General features: G+C 72.7%; 18 protein-coding genes. 6 read left to right on the top strand and 12 right to left on the bottom strand.

Annotated elements, in window-relative coordinates; all coding sequences use genetic code 11:
* Positions 1-1,119 carry an NYN domain-containing protein gene (locus ASC64_RS03915; RefSeq protein ID WP_082550166.1) on the top strand — a complete coding sequence of 373 codons (1,119 nt, stop codon included), beginning with the start codon at positions 1-3 and terminating at the stop codon, positions 1,117-1,119.
* A 68-nt stretch (positions 1,120-1,187) separates the two neighbouring features.
* Positions 1,188-2,138 (top strand): DUF4349 domain-containing protein, encoded by a 951-nt coding sequence (locus ASC64_RS03910; RefSeq protein WP_056906165.1) that lies wholly within the window; start codon positions 1,188-1,190, stop codon positions 2,136-2,138.
* Positions 2,139-2,361: 223 nt separating this feature from the next.
* On the opposite strand, the gene ASC64_RS03905 is transcribed toward ASC64_RS03910, so the two are convergent.
* Positions 2,362-3,705 (bottom strand): MFS transporter, encoded by a 1,344-nt coding sequence (locus ASC64_RS03905; RefSeq protein ID WP_082550165.1) that lies wholly within the window; start codon positions 3,703-3,705, stop codon positions 2,362-2,364.
* Positions 3,702-4,316 carry a flavin reductase family protein gene (locus tag ASC64_RS03900; protein WP_082550164.1) on the bottom strand — a complete coding sequence of 205 codons (615 nt, stop codon included), beginning with the start codon at positions 4,314-4,316 and terminating at the stop codon, positions 3,702-3,704. The genes ASC64_RS03905 and ASC64_RS03900 overlap by 4 nt, the downstream gene beginning before the upstream one ends.
* On the opposite strand from ASC64_RS03900, the gene ASC64_RS23130 reads away from it, so the two are divergent.
* A complete protein-coding gene (locus tag ASC64_RS23130; RefSeq protein ID WP_162245767.1) occupies positions 4,283-4,573 on the top strand; it encodes a glycine zipper domain-containing protein in 291 nt (96 codons plus the stop codon). The genes ASC64_RS03900 and ASC64_RS23130 overlap by 34 nt on opposite strands.
* Here ASC64_RS23130 and ASC64_RS03895 read toward each other — a convergent pair.
* From ASC64_RS03895 to ASC64_RS03880, 4 genes are all read right to left on the bottom strand, one after another.
* Positions 4,456-5,598 (bottom strand): LLM class flavin-dependent oxidoreductase, encoded by a 1,143-nt coding sequence (locus ASC64_RS03895; RefSeq protein ID WP_056906164.1) that lies wholly within the window; start codon positions 5,596-5,598, stop codon positions 4,456-4,458. The genes ASC64_RS23130 and ASC64_RS03895 overlap by 118 nt on opposite strands.
* Positions 5,599-5,655: 57 nt before the next feature.
* Positions 5,656-6,888, bottom strand: coding sequence for an SfnB family sulfur acquisition oxidoreductase (locus ASC64_RS03890; protein WP_056906163.1), 1,233 nt, complete (start codon positions 6,886-6,888; stop codon positions 5,656-5,658).
* Positions 6,885-7,997 (bottom strand): dimethylsulfone monooxygenase SfnG, encoded by a 1,113-nt coding sequence (sfnG, locus tag ASC64_RS03885; protein ID WP_056906162.1) that lies wholly within the window; start codon positions 7,995-7,997, stop codon positions 6,885-6,887. The genes ASC64_RS03890 and sfnG overlap by 4 nt, the downstream gene beginning before the upstream one ends.
* A gap of 230 nt (positions 7,998-8,227) precedes the next feature.
* A complete protein-coding gene (locus ASC64_RS03880) occupies positions 8,228-9,640 on the bottom strand; it encodes an acyl-CoA dehydrogenase family protein (protein ID WP_082550162.1) in 1,413 nt (470 codons plus the stop codon).
* Between the two features lie 155 nt (positions 9,641-9,795).
* On the opposite strand from ASC64_RS03880, the gene ASC64_RS03875 reads away from it, so the two are divergent.
* Entirely contained in the window at positions 9,796-10,776 is a 981-nt protein-coding gene (locus ASC64_RS03875) for a LysR family transcriptional regulator (RefSeq protein WP_056906161.1), read from the top strand.
* Here the strand turns inward: ASC64_RS03875 and hemE are convergent.
* Positions 10,730-11,788: a uroporphyrinogen decarboxylase gene (gene hemE / locus ASC64_RS03870; RefSeq protein ID WP_200937448.1), complete on the bottom strand. Its 1,059-nt coding sequence runs from the start codon at positions 11,786-11,788 to the stop codon at positions 10,730-10,732. The two genes, ASC64_RS03875 and hemE, sit on opposite strands and share 47 nt — an antisense overlap.
* Positions 11,789-11,859: 71 nt before the next feature.
* On the opposite strand from hemE, the gene ASC64_RS03865 reads away from it, so the two are divergent.
* Both ASC64_RS03865 and ASC64_RS03860 read left to right on the top strand, forming a co-directional pair.
* Positions 11,860-12,480: a DUF3000 domain-containing protein gene (locus ASC64_RS03865; RefSeq protein WP_056906160.1), complete on the top strand. Its 621-nt coding sequence runs from the start codon at positions 11,860-11,862 to the stop codon at positions 12,478-12,480.
* 3 nt (positions 12,481-12,483) lie between these two features.
* Positions 12,484-13,764, top strand: a complete 1,281-nt coding sequence (locus ASC64_RS03860; RefSeq protein ID WP_056906159.1) for an HRDC domain-containing protein — start codon at positions 12,484-12,486, stop codon at positions 13,762-13,764.
* A 4-nt stretch (positions 13,765-13,768) separates the two neighbouring features.
* Here ASC64_RS03860 and ASC64_RS03855 read toward each other — a convergent pair whose 3' ends face one another.
* The 5 genes from ASC64_RS03855 to ASC64_RS03835 form a co-directional block, all read right to left on the bottom strand.
* Positions 13,769-15,187 (bottom strand): ABC transporter substrate-binding protein, encoded by a 1,419-nt coding sequence (locus ASC64_RS03855; RefSeq protein WP_056906158.1) that lies wholly within the window; start codon positions 15,185-15,187, stop codon positions 13,769-13,771.
* A gap of 237 nt (positions 15,188-15,424) precedes the next feature.
* Positions 15,425-15,799 (bottom strand): type II toxin-antitoxin system PemK/MazF family toxin, encoded by a 375-nt coding sequence (locus tag ASC64_RS03850; protein ID WP_056906157.1) that lies wholly within the window; start codon positions 15,797-15,799, stop codon positions 15,425-15,427.
* Positions 15,800-15,947: 148 nt separating this feature from the next.
* Positions 15,948-16,544 (bottom strand): hypothetical protein, encoded by a 597-nt coding sequence (locus tag ASC64_RS03845; RefSeq protein ID WP_056906156.1) that lies wholly within the window; start codon positions 16,542-16,544, stop codon positions 15,948-15,950.
* A 9-nt stretch (positions 16,545-16,553) separates the two neighbouring features.
* A complete protein-coding gene (locus tag ASC64_RS03840) occupies positions 16,554-17,012 on the bottom strand; it encodes a DUF6069 family protein (protein ID WP_056906155.1) in 459 nt (152 codons plus the stop codon).
* Positions 17,005-18,000 (bottom strand): RNA polymerase subunit sigma-70, encoded by a 996-nt coding sequence (locus tag ASC64_RS03835; protein ID WP_056906154.1) that lies wholly within the window; start codon positions 17,998-18,000, stop codon positions 17,005-17,007. Before ASC64_RS03835 ends, ASC64_RS03840 begins: the two co-directional genes overlap by 8 nt.
* Between the last annotated feature and the right edge of the window lie 69 nt (positions 18,001-18,069).

The raw sequence follows: 18,069 nt of genomic DNA, 5'->3' as shown, positions 1-18,069 counted from the left end.
ATGGAGACCAGTGGGGGTGCCGACCGCATCGCGGTGATGATCGATGCCGACAACACCAGGGCGGCGTACGCCAACGAGGTGCTGAGCGAGGTCGCCAAGTACGGCAACCCGACGATCCGGCGCGTCTACGGCGACTGGACCAACCCGCACCTGACCCGGTGGGCGCGCATCCTCAACAGCCTCGGCCTGCGCGCGATGCACCAGAGCGCCTTCACGACCGGCAAGAACTCCACCGACCTCGCACTCGTCATCGACGCGATGGACCTGCTCTACGACGGCAACGTGGAGGCGTTCGCGCTGGTCACGAGCGACAGTGACTTCACCAGCCTCGCGCACCGCCTGCGCGAGTCGGGCAAGACGGTCTACGTGCTGGGTGAGAACAAGGCTCCGGAGTCGCTGCGCAACGCCTGCGACAAGTTCATCGACCTCGCCGTCGTGGCGGAGAAGCACGACGACGACGCCGACGACGAGGCCGACGACGCCGGTGACGACGCGGACGAGACGCCGTCGGTGACGATCAACCTGCAGAGCGCCCTGGTGCGGGCGCTCAACGCCGTCTCCGACGACGAGGGCTGGGCCCACCTGCCGGCGCTCGGCAACCAGCTCATCCGCACCCACCCGTCTTTCGACGCCCGCAACTTCGCCGGGCCCGGCGCCCGGCTGAGCACCCTCGTCACCGCCCAGCCCTACCTGGAGACCTCGGGCAGCGGCAACGCGATGCGGGTGCGACTGAAGGGGTCGGCGCCTCGCCAGCAGGCGCGGAGCAAGCCCGCCAAGCAGCGGCCCGAGCAGCCCACCGAGCAGCCGGCCGAGCAGGCCACCGACCAGCCGGCACAGAAGCCGGCACAGAAGCCGGCACAGAAGCCGGCGAAGAAGGCTGCCGCGAAGACGGCCAAGAAGGCAGCCGAAACGACAGCCGCCACGACAACCGGCAAGACTGCGGAGAAGCCCGCCAGGAAGCGCACGCAGGCGACCCGGAAGACTGCCGACAAGGCCCCCGAGAAGCCCGCCGAGCAGCCCGCCGCGCAGAAGGGTCCCGGCGCCAAGGAGCCCGGCACCGGGCCGGTCGTGCAGAGGACGGTCTCGCGGAGGACCGCGAAGACGACGCCCGCTGGCTGACGATCACGGTTCGGTCACAGGTCGGCCGCGGCCGGAACCGCCTCCGGTGCGACCGGCGTCGGAGAGCCATGACCCCTCTCCGGAGCACCCGCGCCCGCGCCGCCGGCGTCGTCACCGCGATCACCATGACGGCCGTGCTGGCCGCCTGCTCGTCCGGCAGCAGCGACAGTGGTGCGGACAGGGCGTTCTCGGACCAGTCCAGCGCGTCGGACGGCTCGGGCGGCTCGGGTGGGTCGGACGCCGGAGGTGTGAGCGCCGAGGACAGTGCCACCAGCCGTGACCTCTCGTCCGCGTCGGGCGACGCCCCAGCCTCCCCGGAGACGGAGCGCGCGATCATCTCCTCGGGCACCGTCTCGCTGACCAGCAAGGACGTCGGCGCGGCCCGTCAGGACGTGCAGCGGATCGTCGACGCACAAGGTGGCGAGGTCACCGAGGAGGACACCGAGACCGACGACGACGGCGAGACGTCGTACGCTCGGATGGTGCTCCGCGTGCCGAGCTCGGCGTTCGACGCGGCGATGCAGGCTCTCGAGGACGTGGCGGTGCTGCGCGCCTCCACCCGGGGCTCGGAGGACGTCACGACCCAGGTGATCAACACCGGCGTCCGGGTGCGGGCGCAGGAGGCCAGCCTGAAGCGGGTCGAGACGCTCCTCGCGGAGGCCAGGACCCTCAAGGACATCATCTGGATCGAGTCCCAGCTCACCGACCGCCAGGCCGAGCTGGACTCGCTGAAGTCGCAGCAGACGTGGCTCAAGGACCAGACGTCGCTGTCCACGATCACGGTCGACATCACCGCGAAGGCCGAGGCGGAGGCCGAGGGGCCCGACGACGAGCCCGCCGGCTTCCTCACCGGGCTGAAGGGCGGGCTCGACGCTCTCGGCGGCACTGCGGCCGTGGTCGCCACGGTCGTCGGCGCGCTCCTGCCGTTCGCCGTCGTGCTGCTCGTCCTCGGGCTGCCGGTCTGGCTGTTCGTCCGTCGCCGCCGGACCGCCCCGCAGCCGGCCGCGCCGGAGGCCTGACGCCCGGCTCCCGAGGGTGGTGGCGGCAGATCGCAGCGGAACGGGCCCGACGTACGCAATGTGCCGCCACCCTGCGGGACCGCTCCGCCCTGGTGGCGGCAGATTGCCGCGGCACAGGTCCGGCGTACGCGATCTGCCGCCACCCCCGCGCCCCGCGCACGCGCACGGTGGTGGCGTACGACATCAGCCCGTGGATGTCGTCCGCCGCGTCCCCGTCCCGCCCTCAGGCGGCGACGACCTCCCGCTCGCGGGCGTCGGCCGTGGCGTCGGTGTGCTCGAGGGACCGGCCGTGGGTCTCGGGCAGGAAGCGTGCGCAGACCAGCGAGATGGCCGCCACGACGACGTTGTAGCCGGCAACCCACCACAGGGTGCCGTCGCCACGGGTGACGAGCCATGCCGCGATCAGCGGGGTGAGGCCGGAGGCGAGGATCCCGGACACCTGGTAGAGCGTGCTGAGCGCGGTGTAGCGGTAGCGGGTGTCGAACTGCTCGGACCAGAAGGCCGCGAGCGGTCCGTAGACCGTGCCGTAGATGAAGCCGAGGCCGACGACGAAGACGAGCGAGATGGCCCACCGGTTCTCGGTCTGCACCAGGAACGCCGCCGGGAACGCGAAGAGCAGCCCCAGCCATGCGCCCATCCGGTAGACGGGCTTGCGGCCGACCTTGTCCGACAGGGCGCCGGCGAGCGGCACGAGCACGACGCCGATGGCTGCGCCGACGAGGATCGCATCGAGCGCCCAGCTGCGGGGCAGTCCGAGGTTGGTGGCGACGTAGGCCAGCAGGTAGACCGAGAACAGGTTGAAGGTGAAGCCCTCGATGAACCGCGTGCCCATGCCCAGCAGGAGTGGCTTCGGCTGCTCGGCGAGCAGGTCGCGCAGCGGGAGCCGCGAGATCTCCTTGCGCTCCTGCACCTTCGCGAACTCTGGTGTCTCCATGACGGAGAGCCGGATGTAGGCGCCGATGCCGAGCAGCACGATGCTGACCAGGAAGCAGGCCCGCCAGCCCCAGGCGAGGAACGCCTCCTCGGGGAGCAGCCCGGCCAGCGAGAACGCACCGGCGGCCAGCACGAGCCCGCCCGGTACGCCGATGTGGGCGAAGCTGCCGAAGAAGCCGCGGCGCCCGGTCGGGGCGTACTCGACGGCCAGCAGCACCGCGCCGCCGTACTCGCCGCCGACGCCGATGCCCTGGAGCACGCGGAGCACCACCAGCGAGATCGGGGCCAGCACGCCGATCTGGTCGTAGGTCGGCAGCAGGCCGATGAGGGCCGTGCCGATGCCCATGATGACCAGGGTCAGCAGGAGCATCTGCTTGCGGCCGATGCGGTCACCGAAGTGGCCGAAGACCAGCCCGCCGATCGGCCGCGCGAAGAAGCCGACGGCGAAGGTCGCGAAGGCGGCGAACTGGGCGGCAGGGCCGTCGAGGCCGTTGAAGTAGAGCTTGTCGAAGACCACCGCGGCGGCCGTGCCGTAGAGGAAGAAGTCGTACCACTCGATCGTGGCGCCGACCGCCGAGGCGAGTGCGACACGACGAGGGGTGGGCACCATCTGGGCGGCGCTGTGGACGCTCATGCCGCGTCCTCCGCATCTGCGTCGGCACCGGGGTGCTCCTCGCCGCGGTCGACCTCGGCGCCGTTGATGCGGCCGTCGAGGCGGGCGGGGTCGAGGTCGTCGCGGTGAAGCTTGGCGAAGGCCGAGCGATGGAACACGAGCGGGTGCTCGCCATCCCCGCCCCCGACCTCGTGGACCTCGAGCAGCACGATCACGTGGTCGCCGGCCCCGATCTCCTCGCGGACCGAGCAGTCGTAGGTCGCGACGGCCTCGTCGAGCAGCACGGCGCCGTTGCCGGTCACCTTGAACGGCAGGCCGGCGAAGCGCTCCTCGCGCGGTCCGGCGAGCTGGCGGCACACCACGTCGTGGTGGTCGGCCAGCACGCTGATGCCGAGGCTTCCGGCCTCGCGGAGCAGCGGCCAGGTGGAGCTGCTGGTGGCGATCGAGAACGACACCAGCGGCGGCTCGATGCTCACCGAGGTGAAGGACGACGCGGCGATGCCGGTCAGCTGGCCCTTCACCGACGCGGCGACGGCGACGACCCCGGAGGGGAAGGCGCCGAAGGCGTCACGGAGCGTGCGCTGGTCGAGCGAGGAGCGTGTGGCGGTCGGGGTCGTGGACTGGACGGTCATGCGGTCACCACCTGGTCGGAGGGCTGGTCGGACGGCTGGTCGGACGGCTGGTCGGAGGGCTGGTCGGAGGGCTGGTCGGAGGGCTGGTCGGAGGGCTGGTCGGAAGGCAGGTACGGCGCAGCGGCGCGGACGGTGGTCGTCACGAGGCGGCCCGCTGGGCGCCGAACGGCACCGACGCCTGCGCCTCGACGGGCGCGGGGTGGGTCCACAGGCCGCGCCTCTCCAGGATCGGCAGCACGCCCTCGCCGAAGTGGTAGGCGCCCTCGAGGTGCGGGTAGGCCGAGAGGACGAGCTCCTCGATGCCGACCGCGGCGTACTGCTCGATCAGGTCCGCGACCTCCTCGTGGCTGCCGACGAGGGCCGTGCCGGCGCCGCCTCGGACCAGGCCGACGCCGGCCCAGAGGTTGGGGTGGATCTCCAGCCCGTCGCGGCTCCCGCTGTTGAGCGCGAGCATGTTCTGCTGGCCCACCGACTCCGAGCGCTTGAGGCCTTCCTGCACCCGGGCGATGTCCGCGTCGGAGATGCCGGCCAGCAGGCGGTCGGCCTCGGCCCAGGCCTCCTCGGAGGTGTCGCGGGTGATGGTGTGGACCCGCAGGCCGTACTTCAGGGTGCGGCCCTGCTGCTCGGCGAGGTCGCGGATCCACGCGACCTTCTTCGCGACGTCGGCCGGCGGCTCGCCCCAGGTGAGGTAGACGTCGGCGTGCTCGGCCGCGACCCGGCCGGCAGCCGGGGAGGACCCGCCGAAGTAGATCTCGGGGACCCGGTCGGGCAGCTGCTGCAGGCGCGCGTGCTCGACGCGCAGGTGCGAGCCGGAGAAGGTGACCTCCTCGCCGGTCCAGAGTCGCCGCACGATCGTGAGGAACTCCCCGCAGCGCTCGTAGCGCTCCTCCTTGTCGAGGAAGTCGCCGTAGGCGCGCTGCTCGTGCGACTCGCCGCCGGTCACGACGTTGAGGAGCAGGCGCCCGCCGCTGAGGTTCTGGAAGGTCGCGGCCATCTGCGCGGCCAGCGTCGGCGACGTCATGCCGGGCCGGAAGGCGACCAGGAACTTCAGCCGCTCCGAGAGCGGGGCCAGCATCGCGGTGGTCAGCCAGGCGTCCTCGCACCAGGCGCCGGTCGGGGTCAGGGCGGCCTCGAACCCGAGCTGCTCGGCGCTCCGGGCGACCTGGCCGAGGTAGGGGACGCTGGCCGGGCGGCCGGCGGCGCCGTGCTCGACGCCGTGGCCGCCGCTGACGACGTGGCGTCCGTCGCCTCCGTTGGTGGGCAGGAACCAATGGAACTTCATGGGAGCTGTCGGACCTTTCGGATCGGTGGTGGAGGTGCGAGCGCGGGGGCTCGCACCTCAGAGCTGGCCGTGGTTGGGCGGCGGCGTGCCGTCGACGACGTACCGGCCGAGGTGCTGGACCTTCCAGGCGGCCGGGTCGTGGAGGGTGTGGGTGCGCGCGTTGCGCCAGTGGCGGTTGAGGTTGAGCGAGTCGAGGGCCGAGCGGGTGCCGGCGACCTCGAAGAGGCGGCTGGAGACGTCGACGGCGACCTTCGCGGAGTGGGCGCGCACCGCCGCGACGGCGAGGCTCGCCGTGGCCGCGGTGGACGCGGAGAGGTCGTCGTCGGCGGCGTCGACGGTCCGGCCGGCCTCGCGGAGCAGCGCCTCGGCGGCTCGTACGTCGATCTCCATCTGGCCCAGCGCCTGCACCACCAGCGGGTCGTCCGCGGCGCGGTCCACGCCGGCGTCGGGATAGGGCCGCGACGTCGTGCGGACGAAGTCGGCCGCGTCCCGCAGCGCGGCGCGGGCGATCCCGACGTCGAGGGCGGCGTGCAGCACCTGGGCGAAGGCGCCGTACGTCTGCGGGCCCTCGAAGGTCAGGTGGTAGGGCGTGATGCAGGCGTCGTCGACGACCACGTCGACGAGGTCCACGGTGCCGCTGGCGGTCGTGCGCTGACCCATGCCGTTCCAGTCGTCGGTGACCGTCACGCCGGGGGCCGTCCGCTCGACCCAGGCCACGTGGAGCGGGCCGGCGCCCGGCGCGGCCAGGGTGTCCTGGTGCGCGAGCACGGGGATCCAGTGCGCGAAGAGGGCGCCGGTGCTGTAGCCCTTGGTCCCGTTGAGGATCCAGCGGCCCTGCCCGGCGGGGGCCAGCGACGTACGGATGTCGCGGACGTGCCGGGTGCCCACCTCGGACTGCGCGTTGCCGAACCGCTTGCCGGCCAGCACCTCGCCGAAGAAGAACCGCTGCTGCTCGGGCGTGCCCTGGTAGCGCATCGCGTTGACGTAGACGAAGTGGCTGTGCGGCACCTGGGCGACGCTGGGGTCGCCGGTGGCGAGGATCCGGAAGACCTCGACCAGCACCTCGGTGGGCAGGTCGGCACCGCCGTGCTCGGCGGGCACCGTGATCGCCAGCAGCCCGGAGGCCGAGAGCCGGTCGAGCTCCCGCTCCGGCAGCACCCGGTGGCGGTCGCGCTCCGAGGAACCGGCCGCGAGGTCGGCCACGATCGCGGTGGCCACCTCGATGGCCTCCTCGGCGGAGAGGACCGGGACCTGCGTGGCCTCCGCGTCGAGCACGGGAGCCGCCGTCATGCCACACGCTCCTGCTCGGCGGCCTCGAGCTCGCGCACGATGGGCAGCACGTGCCGGCCGAAGTGCTCGACCTCCTCCTGGAAGTGCAGGAAGCCCAGCAGGAACAGGTCGACCCCTCGGCGCTTGAACTCCAGCATCCGGTGGGCGACCTGCTCGGGGGTGCCGACGAGGCCGGTGCGGAAGCCGTCGTTGTACTGGACGAGGTCGGCGAAGTCGCTGCCCTGCCACATGCCCGTCCGGTCGCCCGTCGACTGGCCGGCCTGCTTCACCGCGTTGCCGAAGCCCTCGACCGCTTCCGGGTTGGCCTTGGCGATGATCTCCTCGAGCGTCGCGTGCGCCTCGGCCTCGCTGTCGCGGGCGACCATGAAGCCGTTGACGCCGAAGCGGACCGTACGTCCGGCGGCGCGGGCACTGCGGGTGACGCCCTCGATCTGCCGCTCGATGCCGTCGGGGGTGTTGCCGTTGGCGAAGTACCAGTCACTCACCCGCCCGGCCATCTCCTGGGCGACGCTCGAGTTGCCGCCCTGGAAGATCTCGGGCAGCGGACGCCCCGGCAGGTCCAGCGGCTTCGGCAACATCTCGAAGTCGCGCAGCTGGAAGAAGTCGCCACGGAACTGTGCGTTGTCCTCGGTCCAGATCTCACGGATGTAGGAGATGAACTCCTCGGCCATCCGGTAGCGCTCGCCGTGCTCGAGCCACCGCACCCCCATGCTCGTCGCCTCGTCCTTGAACCAGCCGGAGACGACGTTGATCGCCGCGCGGCCGTTGCTCAGGTGGTCGGCGGTCGCGATGAACTTGGCCAGCACGCCGGGGTGCCACATGTAGGGGTGGACCGCGGAGATGACCTTGAGCCGCTCGGTGGCGAGCAGCAGCGCGAGGCTGAAGCTGGTCGCCTCGTGCTGGTGCGCGGCGCCGTACGACGCCGTGTAGCGGACCTGCGTCAGGGCGTACTCGAAGCCGTTGTCCTCGGCCGTCCGCGCGAGGCGCTTGTTGTAGTCGTAGTCCCAGCCGGTGCGCTGCTCGATGTCGGAGATCACCAGGCCGCCGGACACGTTGGGCACCCAGTAGGCGAACTTCAGCGGCTCGGTGCTGGCGGGGGTCGTGCTCATGCTGCTCTCCTCGGGACGGAGTCGGACATCCGGGATCGGCGCTCAATCGCCAATCTCTATCGATCTGGTAGACAAACCTAGCAGCGGTCGACATCGACCCCGGCCACCACGTCGCGCGGCGATGTCGAGGGGGTGGAAGGTCGGACCTGCCACGCACTGCCTGCCACCCCACGGGCAGGCACGGGACAGGGCCAGGCCCTCCACCCCCTCCGGAGCCGGTGCGTGACCGGTCAGCTCGTGGCGTCCGCCGCGGGGACGGTGCCCAGGTCGCGAGGCTCGGGACGGCCGTCCACCCAGTCCTGGCGCCGGCGGGTGCCGCCGATCGACCAGGCGTACGGCGGCGGGGTGCCGTTGACGGCGTGCGCACCGACGACCCGGGCCTTGAGGATGCGCGGGTTGTGCGAGGCGACCGTGCGGGCGTTGCGCCAGTGGCGGTCGAGCGCGGACGAGCCGGCCGTGGCCGAGGCGCCGAGCGCGTCGAAGAGGTCGGAGGTGGCGCGCAGGACCAGCTCGGAGACGACCACCTGCGCGGTGGACGACTCGATCTCGCTGCCCTCGACGAGCGCGGCGATCTCCTCCGGCGTTCCCAGCGCGGCGTCGGCGACCGCCTGGACGCTGGCCGCGACCCGCAGCGTCGCGGCCTCGGCGGCGTACACCGCGGCGGCGATCTCGCCCACCTTGGCCAGGACCTGGGCGTCGTCGCGCACGCGCGGCGCGTTGGCGTGGGAGAAGTTGCGGGTGCGGGTGCGCACCGCCTCCACCACGTCGACCAGCGCCGCCTTCGCGATGCCGGTCAGCGTGGCCAGCAGGTTGAGCTGGTAGAAGGCGGTCTGGAAGGGGAAGCGTTCCTCGAACGGCAGCACGTGGTCCGCCGGCACACCGACGTTGTCGAAGGTCGAGGTGCCGCTGCCGGTGCCCTTCTGGCCGAAGCCGTTCCAGTCGTCGGTCACCGTGACGCCCGGGTCACGGAGGTCGACGATCGCGATCGCCGTGGCCTCCTCGACCTCGTCGGGGTGGCCCGGCGTCGCCACCCGTGCGTGCACGTCTGCCCACTCGGCGAAGATGCTGCCGGTCGTGTAGTACTTCATGCCGTCCAGGCGGTACGAGCCGTCGGCCCGCGGGCGCAGCACAGTGCGCGGCAGGTCGATGCTCGAGCCGACCTCCGACCACGCGTTGCCAACCATCTCGCCGGCGACGAAGCGGTCGAACCACACGCGTTGGTCGCTGGTCCGGGCGTGGTGCCACAGCCGGTCCTCGACCAGCGCGAAGTGGCCGCGAAATGCCTGGGGCAGGTTGGCGTCGACCGCGGCGAGCTCGATCCAGAGGTGGGCCAGCTCGACGAGGTCCAGCCCGCCGCCGCCGAAGGAGGTGGGGACGCGCAGCGCCCCGAACCCCTCGGCCTTCAGGCGGGCGACGGCCTCGGTCGGCAGGGCACCGTCGATCTCGCGCTGCAGGGCTCCCTCCCCCACGGCGTCGAGGACCGGGCGCCACTCGGCGATCAGGTCGTCGAGGGCACGGCGCGACGCGGCACGAACGCCGGAGCTGCCTGAGCCCTCCGGCCGGGGCCGAGCGTCATGGGTGTCGACGGGGCCGGCGGATCGGTCGTCGCGGCCGTGGGTGGGCCGGACACGCAGGGTGGTCATGGATCAGTTCCTCCCGGTTTGTATAGTTACTTAGTAGACTTTAGCGAGCCGGACTCGTGTTCCGGGTGTCCGCGGCAGCAGGTTCTGCCTCGCACCCCGCGAGGTCGGCCGACCAGAGCACACACCAGCGACATCGCGAGAGCAGGAGCCCCCAGGTGCGGATCGAACAGTTGGAGTACCTCGCGGCGGTGACCGAGCACGGGTCACTGCGGCGGGCGAGCGAGGCCATGCACATCTCCCAGCCGGCGCTCAGCGAGGCGGTGACCAAGCTCGAGAAGGAGCTCGGCGCCACGCTGCTGGACCGCCGCCGCACCGGTTCGCGGATCAGCCGGCAGGGGCTGGACCTGCAGCAGTTCATGATCGAGGTCCTCGAGGCCGTGGACCGGCTGCGCCAGGCGGCCGGGCAGCAGTCCGTACGCCGTCGCGACCTGCGCATCGGCACCGTCAACGCCGCGTCCTCGAGCCTGCTCGCCCCGGCCCTGCGCGACCTGCACGCGCGCCACGGGTCAGGCGGGGTCGAGGTCGTCAACGGCCGCCAGGCCGACATCCAGCAGGGCCTCGCCGAGGGCTCGCTCGACCTCGGGCTGGTCAACGTGCTGCCGGGCGACGAGGTGGCGCCGTCGCTCGTCGCCGACCGGCTCATCGAGGGCACGCCGGTGGCGTGCCTGCCGGGCGACCACCCCCTGACCGGCAAGGAGCAGGTGACCGTCGACGACCTCCGGGCCGAGCCGCACGTCCTCATGCGGCCGGGCTTCGTGATGCACCGCTACGCCCACCGGGTCTTCGCCGGGACACTGCCCGGGACGACGTACGCCACCGACGGGGCGGAGATGGGCAAGTCGATGGTCGCGGCCGGCCTGGGCATCTCGATCCTGCCGGACTTCTCCATCACCGGCGACCCGCTGGTGCGCGCCGGGATCCTGGCGACACGGCCGATCCAGACCGACCAGACCACGGTGACGCTGCTGATGCTGCGACGCCGCGCCGAGCGGGTCCCCGAGCCGCTGCGTGACCTGCAGACGGCGCTCGTCCGGCAGGCGCGCGCCTACCTCGCCTCGCTCGAGGTGGAGGCCGCGGTCGTCACGCCGATCAGTGCGGCGGCTGGTGGGCGTGGACGAACTCTGTCAGCGCAGTGAGCTGACCGGGGTCGGTCGAGGGGATGACCCCGTGGCCGAGGTTGAAGATGTGGCCCTTGGCAGCCCGCCCCGCATCGATGATCTCGGCGGCCCGGGCGGTCATCACTTCGGTGGGGGCGAAGACCAGCGTCGGGTCGAGGTTGCCCTGCACGACACGGTCGCCGACCAGCGGGACGGCCAGCTCCATCGGCGTACGCCAGTCGACGCCGACGACGTCGGCACCCGCCTCCCCCATCGGGCCCAGCAGGTTGCTGGTCCCGACGCCGAAGTGGATGCGCGGCACGCCGAGCTCGCCGGCCGCGGCCAGCACGCGCGCGGAGTGCGGCATGACCGAGGCGCGGTAGTCGGCGGGGGTCAGCGCGCCCGCCCACGAGTCGAAGAGCTGGACCGCGGACGCGCCGGCCTCGACCTGGATCCGGAGGTAGGCCGCCGCGACGCCGGCGATCTTGCGCATCAGCGCGTCCCAGACGTCGGGCGCGCCGAACATCATCGCCTTCGTCCTGGCGTGCTCCTTCGACGGACCGCCCTCGACGAGGTACGACGCGACGGTGAAGGGGGCACCGGCGAAGCCGATCAGCGGGGTGGCGCCGAGCTCGGCGACGAGCTGGCGCACCGCCTGCGAGATGTAGGGCACGTGCTCGGGGGTCAGGTCGGGGATCGCCTGCACGTCGGCGAGCGTGCGCACGGGCGAGGCGACGACCGGGCCCACGCCGGGCTTGATGTCGAGGTCGACGCCGACGGCCTTCAGCGGCAGCACGATGTCGGAGAAGAAGATCGCGGCGTCCACGCCGTAGCGGCGGACCGGCTGCAGGGTGATCTCGGTGACCAGGTCGGCGTCCATGCAGGACTCGAGCATGCCGATGCCCTCGCGCACCTTGAGGTACTCCGGGAGCGAGCGGCCCGCCTGTCGCATGTACCAGACCGGCGTGTGCGACGGCCGCTCACCACGCGCCGCGGCGAGGAACGGGCTCCCGGCGAGGCCGGGGTGGGGCGTCTGAACGGCGTCGGTCACCCCCGAATCTTCGCAGGTCAGGCGGCGTGGCGGCACATCGGCAGCGCGCAGGGCTGGCCTACTCTGGAGCAATGGTGGCCCGTCACGAGACCCACCCGAGCAGTGCTGCCGGGGCTGGGCCTGCGGAGTTCCGCGCGGCTGTGGAGTCGATGCGCCGGGCCGCGCTGCGCCCGGAGGTCCTCTGCGAGGAGATGCCGGCGCCCCAGCGCATCGCGCCGTGGTCCTCCGCGCTGAGCGGCGACGTCACCGTCGACGACGAGGACCTCGGCACCGGCCGGTTGATCCTGCTGCACGACCCGGCGGGCAACGACGCGTGGGACGGCACGTTCCGGTGCGTCGCCTACGCCCGCGCCGACATCGACCCCGAGCTGGGCGCCGACCCGATGCTGGCGGCTGTCGGCTGGTCCTGGCTGACCGAGGCGCTCGAGGCCCACGGCGCGGCCTTCCACGCCGCCTCCGGCACCGTCACCTGCGTCACCACCGAGAGCTTCGGCGGGATGGCCGAGGAGCCCGGCACCGCCCAGGTCGAGATCCGCGCCTCGTGGACCCCCGCGGTCGACGACGAGGGTGCCCTCGACATGGCGCCGCACGTCGAGGCGTGGGGCGAGCTGATGTGCACCGCGGTCGGCCTGCCGCCCGTGCCCGAGGGCGTGACCGCCATCCCCAGCCGGCGCGGACAGCGCGGCACCTGAGCGATGGTCGACTCCACGGACACCGAACCCCAGCCCGAGGACGCTGCCGAGGCTCCTCCGGTCGAGGAGGCTCCTCAGGCACCCCTGCTCGAGCTGCGCGACGGCCTGCCCGCCGTCGTCGACACCGACGAAGGGCTCGCCGAGGCGTGCGCCGCGCTGGCCGCTGCCACCGGCCCGGTGGCGATCGACGCCGAGCGGGCCTCGGGCTACCGCTACTCCAACCGCGCGTACCTCATCCAGCTGCGCCGCGAGGGCGCCGGCACCTGGTTGATCGACCCGATCCCGATGTCGTCGATGGCCCCGCTGCAGGAGGCCCTCGAGGGCTCGGAGTGGATCCTGCACGCCGCCACCCAGGACCTGCCCTGCCTGCGTGAGATCGGCCTGACGCCGACGAGCCTGTTCGACACCGAGCTCGCCGGCCGGCTCCTGGGCTATCCCCGGGTCGGCCTCGCCACGCTGGTGGAGACGGTGCTGGGCCAGCGGATGCGCAAGGAGCACTCCGCGGCCGACTGGTCCACCCGCCCCCTGCCGGAGTCGTGGCTCGACTACGCCGCGCTCGACGTCGAGGTGCTCCTCGAGCTGCGGGAGCACATGGTCACCGAGCTCGAGCGCGCGGGCAAGGCCGAGTGGGCCCGCCAGGAGTTCGACCACCTGCTCGACTTCGAGCCGGCGGTGCGTCACGAGGCGTGGCGGCGTACGTCCGGGGTGCACCGGCTGCGCGGGCGACGGGCCCTCGGCGCTGCCCGGGCGCTGTGGGAGGCGCGTGACGCCATCGCCGCGGAGCGCGACGTCACGCCCGGAAGGATCCTGCCCGACTCCGCCATCGTCGTGGCGGCCACCGCGATGCCGACCGACCGACGCGCGCTGCTCTCCACCCAGGGCTTCCACGGCCGGGGTGCCAGCCGCTACGCCGCGAGCTGGGTCGAGGCGCTCCAGCGGGTCCGGGAGATGTCCGAGGACGAGCTGCCGACCCGGGCGCCGCGAGGCGACGGGCCCCCGCACCCCCGCACCTGGGCCGAACGCGACCCGGTGGCCGACCGCCGCTTCAAGGCGGCCCGCGAGGCGATGCTCAACCTGGCCGAGGCCCACCACCTCCCGGTCGAGAACCTGCTCACGCCCGACTACCTCCGGCGCCTGATGTGGGCACCGCCGGCGACCCGTGAGCCCGCCGCGCTCGCCGAGGCCGTGCGCGGCCAGCTCGCCGCCTATGGCGCCCGGCCCTGGCAGGCCGAGGCCGTCACCGGAGCGCTCGTCGGCGCCATCCTGGGCGCCGAGCAGGAGTAGGCCGCTACTCGGAGGGAGACTCCGAGGGCGAGGTCGACTCGGAGGGCGACTCAGAGGGCGACTCCGAGGGCGACTCGGTCTCCTCGGGCGACAGGATCGTCCGCGAGGCCTGGTCGATCTGCTCGGTGACGAGGTCGAGGTCGAGCACACCGGGAGCGGTCACGAGCCGCTCGAGCAGCGGGGTGACCGCCTCGACGAGCTCGTCGCGCCGGTCGATGAACGGTGGCACCTCCATGTAGCGGATGCTCGCGTTGAAGACGCCGGAGTGCTCGGGCTCGAGGGTCGGAGCGAGGAAGTCCTCCGAGGCGGCGACCTCGGTGTTGGCCGGGACGATGTAGCCGGTCGAGGCGACGGTGGCGATCGCCGCGTCGGAGACGGCGTAGGCGATGAAGTCGGCTGCGTCGCCCTGGACCTGCGAGTCGCTGGACAGGCACAGGCCGCTGATGTCACCGACGGTCGCGCGGGTGTCGATCGTCGGCATCGGCAGCACGTCGAAGTCGAGGTCGTCGGCGTCGCGGAGCTCGGGGACGAGGTTGCGGAAGCCGGCGATCATCGCGAGCTCGCCGCGCTTGAACAGCTGCACCGGCGTCGCGCGGGCGAGCTGGGCGTTGGTCGGCGTGATCGTCGGGTCGCGCAGGATGGCGAGCGTCTCGCTCAGCGCCTCGCGCGTGTTGTCGTCGGAGAAGCTCAGCGACGTGGGCTCGCGGTCGTCGTCGAACACCTCGCCGTCGCCGGAGTAGATGAACGGCGCCAGCCCCTGCAGGGTCGGGTCGATCCAGACGCCGCGCTTGTCCCCACGACGCGACGCGAACTGTGCGGCCGCGCCGAACTCCGCGAGGGTCCAGCGGTCGCGGTTGCCCTCGGAGTCCGCGGTGGGCACGTCGTAGTCGCGGCGCTCCATCTTGTCGAAGTCGACCATCCGGGTGTTGTAGTAGACGACCATCGGCGACACCGAGTACGCCATGCACTGCAGCTCGTCGTCCATCGCGAAGGCGTCGACGGCGTCGCGGGAGAAGCGGTCGCCGAAGTCCACGCCGCGCTCGTCGAGCAGCAGACTCACCGGCTGCAGCACGTCAGCGCCGACGAGCTGGTCGAGGTCGATGCGCGAGGTCAGGAAGGCGTCGGGGGCGTTGCCGGCGAGCACGTCCTCGAGCGCGGACTCGTGGTCGGGCCAGGACTTCAGCGTGACCTTGCGGGTGCTCGACGCGGCGTTGAAGGAGTCCACCACGCTCTGGAAGGCCGCGACCTCCTCCTCGCTGCCGTAGGCACCGAAGGTCACCTCGCGGGGCTTCGCCGTCGGCTTGGCCGAGGTCGTGGGCGACGTCGTGGGCTGCGACTCGGGCTCGCCGTCACCGGTGCACGCAGCGGTGGCGAGCGCCATCATCAGGGCGCAGCCGGTCAGGGACAGACGTCGCAGCAGCACGCCGAAACCCTAGGGCATGTGCCCCAACCCCCGGGCGACGCGCAGCTCGGCTCCGCGGACGGTGAGACCTGCGCCTCAGCCTGGATCTGCCGATCGACGCCGTCGCGAGCCATCAGGCGGGTGTGATGGCAAGGCGGAGCGCCGAAGGCGGGCCACTGGGCCCGTCGAGCGCGCGACAACGCGGCCAGCGTGCCCGAATGGTGGCGCGTAGCAGGCGAGAGATCGGTGGATCAAGGCTCAGCCGGGCAGGGCGCGCACGGCGGCGAGGACCGCGTCGAAGACGACACGGTCCAGCGCCGCGCCCTCACGTCGTACGCCGTCGGGGTCGAGGTGGATCGCCCGGTCGAGCCGGACCTCGCTCGGGCGACCCTGGGAGTCCCAGCCACCGGTGCCGACGTCCATCCAGAAGCGGCCGTAGCGGGCCTCGTCCTCGGCGTCGCGGTCGTGGTCCTGGCTGCTGAGCATCAGCCCGGTCCAGCCGTCACCCTCGACGTCGAGGACCAGCACCGGGCGGTCCTTGCCCTGGCTCGGGTCGTCCTCGTAGGGGACCCAGGCCCAGACCACCTCGCCGGGATCCGGCTCACCGTCGATCTCCGGCTCGTAGGTCGCCATGGCGCGAGACTAGAGGACCGGCACCGGGCCGGGACGTGTGTGAGTGCGCCGGACCGGGAGCGCCTCACGGCGCGTGGCCGCTCGTAGCGGCTTATTTCGGGACCCGGGGCTGCCACAGCCCGACGCACTCGAGGACCATTTTAGTCCTTCAGGCCAGCTGGTTGGCGATTTCCCCGTGTCCGGCCGCCTCGAGCTGCTCGGAGAGCACCAGCATCCGGGCGATGTCGTCGTGGCTCGTCGCGCCGAGGGTGGCGCGTCCGGCCGCCACGACGCGCGCGAAGGCCGCCGCACGGAGGAGCGTCACCGCGAAGTCGCCGCGTGCGATGCCGCGCAGGACCTCGTCGACCATCCGGCGCAGCTCGTCGGGACCGGGCGGGTCGGCCACACCGGCGACGACGCGGGCGACGTCGGCGCGGCGCTGGCCGGCGTCGTACTCCTCCGCGACCCGCTCGGGGTCGGCGTGCACCCAGGCGCGGAGCACGAACAGCCGCCACAGGCTGCCGGCCAAGGTGTCGGCCGGCGCCCCGGACCAGACCTCGGCGAGGGTCTCGAGGCCCTCGTTCTCGGCGAGGTGGACGACCCGCTCCGCGAGCGCGGGGTCGTCGGACTCCCGCGCGCCGCGGACCAGGATCGTCGCGGCCAGGTCACCCGCCTCCCGCACCTTCGCCGGGTCGGTGCCCCCGGCGATCTCGGCGAAGAAGCCGTCGCCGGGCGTCATCGGGCGGTGGTGGGTGCGGCCGGTCATCGCTCCAGACTAGGCGGGCCGGCCCGACGTCGCGGCGGAACCGCGCCCCGAGCGCAGGGCCCGCGCCAGCGCCGGGACCACGACCCCGGCCGCGAGCAGGTGCAGCGCGACCAGGGTGAGGCTGGTGCCGGGGCTCGCCCCGACCAGGAACGGCGGCACCAGGGACACCGCGGTGAGCGTCAGGGTCGTCCGGACGAAGCGCTCCGCCGGCCGGACGCTCCAGCGCTGCAGCGCCACGGCGAGGCCGACGCCGACGAGCGAGAGGACGGCGGTCACGAAGGCCACCCCGGACACCGGGATCGACTCGCCGCCGTCGGGGACCTCGAAGCCGACCCCGCCAGCGCGGGCGAGCGCCGCTCCGGTCGCGGTGGCGGCTGCCGCCGCGACGGCCGCGAGGAGCCCCGTGCCCGCCACCCGGCCGAGCCGTCGGTCCGACGCGCTGCGCGTCGCGAACGTGGTGTCACTCATCGCCGTCCTCCAGCCGCTCGGGCAGCCCGAGCCGTGGGAACTGGTCGGCGTCGAAGATGGTGACCTCGGTGACCTGGCCGCCGGCGAGTCGGAGCACGTCGATCGTCAGCGGGAGGTACGCCGCCTCGTCCTCGCGCCACAGGTAGTAAGCGACCGCCGGTTGGCGGTTCACCGCGGTCGGAACCGGCCGCAGCCCGGTCATCTCGGGGTAGCCGCCGTCGATCCAGTCCGCCAGCACCGCGTCGCGGCCCACGAGGAGACCCTGCGTCGGCGGCATCGCGAAGCGCACGTCGTCGCGCAGCATGGTCGCGAGGGTGTCGATGTCGGTGGCCACGCTGGCCTCGGTGAAGCGGCGTACGAGCTCGCGGTTGTCCGCGTCGTCCTCACGTCCGGTCCACTCCTGCCGCTCGGCGGGCAGGTGCTCGCGCATCGCGGCGCGGGCGCGCTGGAGCGCGCTGTTGACCGAGTTCACCGAGTCGCCCAGCAGCTCGGCGACCTCCTTGGCCGGCCAGCCGAGCACGTCGCGCAGCACCAGCGCGGCGCGGGCGCGCGGCGCGAGGTGCTGCACCGCGACGACGTAGGCCAGCTCGATCGTCTCGCGGGCCACGGCCAGTGCCTCCGGCTCGTCCGCGCCCGTCGCGGGCAGCTCGTCGAGGAGCCGGTCGGGATAGGGCTGCAGCCACAGCACCTCCCCGCCGGTCGCCGGCTCCGGACGGCGCTTGGCGAGCAGGTCGAGGCAGGCGTTGGTGGCGATCCGGTAGAGCCAGGCCCGGAAGGTCGAACGACCCTCGAAGGTCTCCCGGCGTCGCCAGGCCCGCAGGAAGGTCTCCTGCACGGCGTCCTCGGCGTCCTCGAAGGACCCCAGCATCCGGTAGCAGTGCACGTGCAGCTCGCGGCGGTGCCGGTCCGCCAGTGCCCAGAACGCCGGCTCGTCGACCCCCTCGAGGTCCGTCACGTCCCGCTCCTCCACCCGTGTGTCCACAGTCATCGCGCATCCTTCCGTCTTCTCGTGCCTGACACACGTATGACGGCCGCGGGGGCGAGAACTCATCGCACC

Origin of the sequence: Nocardioides sp. Root122, from assembly GCF_001425025.1 — a bacterium.
Classification (GTDB): Bacteria; Actinomycetota; Actinomycetes; order Propionibacteriales; family Nocardioidaceae; genus Nocardioides.
Note: the sequence above shows the minus strand (reverse complement) of the source record. Positions and strands in the feature narration are given on the sequence as shown.